Source organism: Zoogloea oleivorans (genome assembly GCF_008107625.1).
Lineage (GTDB): Bacteria > Pseudomonadota > Gammaproteobacteria > Burkholderiales > Rhodocyclaceae > Zoogloea > Zoogloea oleivorans.
In genome coordinates this window covers 1-3,152 of the sequence record NZ_SDKK01000071.1, presented here as the reverse complement: position 1 = coordinate 3,152, position 3,152 = coordinate 1, and the positions used below count along the sequence as shown (strand labels likewise).

At 64.1% G+C, this 3,152-nt stretch carries 2 protein-coding genes; both read right to left on the bottom strand.

Going from position 1 to position 3,152, the window contains the following annotated elements:
* Positions 1-114: 114 nt before the first annotated feature.
* Positions 115-1,731 (bottom strand): efflux RND transporter periplasmic adaptor subunit, encoded by a 1,617-nt coding sequence (locus ETQ85_RS25660; protein ID WP_148581815.1) that lies wholly within the window; start codon positions 1,729-1,731, stop codon positions 115-117.
* Positions 1,728-3,005: a TolC family protein gene (locus ETQ85_RS25655; RefSeq protein WP_148581814.1), complete on the bottom strand. Its 1,278-nt coding sequence runs from the start codon at positions 3,003-3,005 to the stop codon at positions 1,728-1,730. The genes ETQ85_RS25660 and ETQ85_RS25655 overlap by 4 nt, the downstream gene beginning before the upstream one ends.
* Between the last annotated feature and the right edge of the window lie 147 nt (positions 3,006-3,152).

Here is a 3,152-nt window from a genome sequence, read left to right as displayed (position 1 = left end):
GGGTGCGCAGCACCGCAAACACCCCGGCGGCGAGAATGAAAAGCGTGGCGAGCAGAACCAGGAAGCGGTTCCGGCCCGACCAGTCGATGATCCTGGCAAGCATGATGTGTCCTGTCAGTGGCCTGTGTGAGGGTTGGCTGCAGGCACCGGCGTTGCCGCCTTGCTGGCAGGCACAGCCGAGGTGATGACCCATTCACCGGGCTGACGCTCGACGAACTCGACATCGACCTTGGCACCCGGCTTCAAGGTCTGCAGCAGCGATGGATTGGCCACCTTGAACTCCATGGTCATCGCCGGCCACTTCAGGCTGGCGACCGGGCCGTGACTCAGGCTGACCGTACCGGCTTTGGCGTCCACCTCATCGACCGATCCTTCGGCACGATGACCCGCTGTCTTGGGTGCAAGTCCCGCCTTGTCGCCGTCCTTTTCGGATTTCGGTGCAGCGCCATGGCCGGAGTGTCCAAAGCCTCCGACCGCTGCCTTCAGGTTGCTTTCCGCATCGATGAGGAAGTTCGCCGCGACCACCACCTCTTCGCCAGCCTTCACGCCACTGAGCACTTCCAGATGGGTATCGCTTCGGGCACCCAGCTTGACCTCACGGGGCTCGAAACGTCCTTCGCCTCGGGCAATGAGGACGATCTGACGTGTTCCACTGTCGATCACGGCCGAGGCCGGCACCGTGACCACTTGTCCCTTGCCCCCCACTGGCACCTCAACCTGGGCGAACATCGCGGGCTTCAGGAGCTGGCCCGGATTGGCCAGTTCGACCCGCACCGGCACCGTTCGCGTTTCCGCATTGAGGGTCGGATAGACATAGGTCACGCGGCCCTCGAAGACCTTGTCCGGGTAGGCATTGATGCGCACCTTTGCAACGGCCCCCGTACGCACCTGAGCGATGTCCTGTTCGAACACGTCGGCGACAACCCACACCGACGACAGGTCGGCCACCTGATACAAGGTGTCGCCCGGCATGAAGCGCATGCCTTGCAAAGCCTTCTTCTCGGTGACGACGCCGGAAACCGGGGAGCGGAAGGTCAGCGTGCGCTTGGATGCACCGGATTTCGCCAAGGCACGGATCTGCTCCTCGGAGATGTCCCAGTTCCTGAGGCGTAGCAAGCTCGATTCGGCCAGTTGCTGCATGCCACTCCGGGCTTCGCTGCCGGCATCTTTCAAAGCGTCGACTCCCTGGGCGGCGATGGTGTATTCACGCTGGGCGGAGACCAGTTCCGGGCTGTACACCTCGAAGAGCGGCTGGCCCTTGGCGACCGGCTGGCCGGTGACGTTCACGTGCAGGCGCTCCACGTAGCCTTCGAACTTCGGGGAAATGGCAAAGCTGCGCCGCTCATCGATCTCGATCCGGCCGGCAGCGCGCACCTGCTTGTCGAGGGCGCGCAGTTCCGCTGCCTCGGTACGCACGCCAAGCTTTTGCACTTTCTCGGTACTGATCTTGATCGAGTTGGCTGCCGGGGGCTCGTCCGCCTCCCCTTCGTAGACCGGGACGTAGTCCATCCCCATCGGATCCTTCTTGGGCATCGGCGAGGTGTCCGGCAAGCCCATCGGGTTGCGGTAGTAGAGGAGCTTGCGCTCCTTTTTCATGCCTTCAACAGATGTCGTCGCAACAGCCACAGAGGGCTCCGGGTGGCCGGCCACCGGCCGCTGGCCCAGCCAGTAGCCACCACCGGCAGCCAGGGCGACCGAGAGGCCGATCACAATACCTGCGCCTGTTTTCATAGATCTTCTCCGAGGATTCGTTCGATTTCTGCAAGACGTAGCTGGGCTTCCGCCTGGGCCTTGATGCGGCCCTGCCGGGCCTGGCGAATCTGCCGCTGGGCGTCGAGCAGCGTCGCAAAATCCACCTTGCCGGTTTCGTAACCGGCCAGCGCGGCCTTGAAAGTCAGTTCGGACTGCGGCAACAGGCTGGTTGCGGCAAGGGTTTCGGTTCGCCGCGCAGCATCGAAGCCGGACAGGTTCTCAGCCAGTTCGCCCAAGACCTGATTGGCGGTCGCGTCGCGACGGGCTTGCGCGGCCGACAGCATGGCTTCCGACTCGCGCTCCTGGGCCCGGCGGGAACCCTGCTGCAGGGGCAGGTTCAGTTCGACCATCAGCTCCCATTCCTTCACGGAGCCCTGGTACTGGATCGGCGAGACACCCAGCGTGAAGTCGGGGTAGCGGTTTTTGTAAGTCAGTTCGCGATTCTTCTCGGCCGAGCGGATCCGGGCCTCTTCGGCAAAGAGCTGCGGGTTCTTTGTCCGCACACGCTCCTCAAGAGCCCGCGGGTCGAGCTGGGCCGGGGCTGGCAGCGTTCTCAGCCGCTCTGGCACTGCAAGTGGGGACGCGCTGGGCCTTGCAAGGAGGGCATTCAGCCGCGCCTGCCATTGCCGGCGCTCATTCTCCAGGGCAACCAACTCACTCTTCATGCCGGTCTGCTCCACCTGCGCCCGAATCACGTCCTGCTGGGCGGCCAGCCCTCCGGCGTAGCGCACCTGGGCGATCTTCTCCAGGCGCGTCATCAGGTCGAGGATTTCGCGGGTCAATTGCTCGTTGCGATGGACGTACTGGAGCTGCGAGTAAGCGGTCTTGATGCGGGCGGCGAGCTCCGCCCAAGTGCCGCTGGCGCGTCCGTCGGCGCCACGCGCGTCGAGTTCGGCGATCTCCCGCTTGAGATCCCGCTTGCCGAGCCACGGCACGTCCTGCATCAACAGGTAACGCGTGCTGCCGACCCGGGCCGGCGCCAGGGTGGGGCTCTGGTCACCCATGCGGGTGATGTCACGCAGTTCGGTACGAAACTTCGGGTCCGGCAAGGCGCCGGCCGGCGTGACCCGCTCGGCGGCGGCTTCAGCCTCGTAACGCATCGAGGCGTATTCAGGATTGCGGCTGCGGGCGAAGTCCAGCAGCGACTCGACGTTGGCACCAAGCGGGACGTCCTGGGCATGCGCAACCAGACTGAATGCCCCCAGCAGCACGGCGTACAACCAAATTGCGCGCGGTTTCGTACGCATCTTCATTGATGACTCCCTGAATATTGTCGGACTCTGGCAAGTGAAGCCACTTCACCAGAAAGCCGTCACGTCTTACGTCGCCCCTTGCGCTCACGCGACGGCGCCTTGGCGATTCTCTTCGACTCCGGGTCGGGCCGCTTCCTGAGAAGCCAG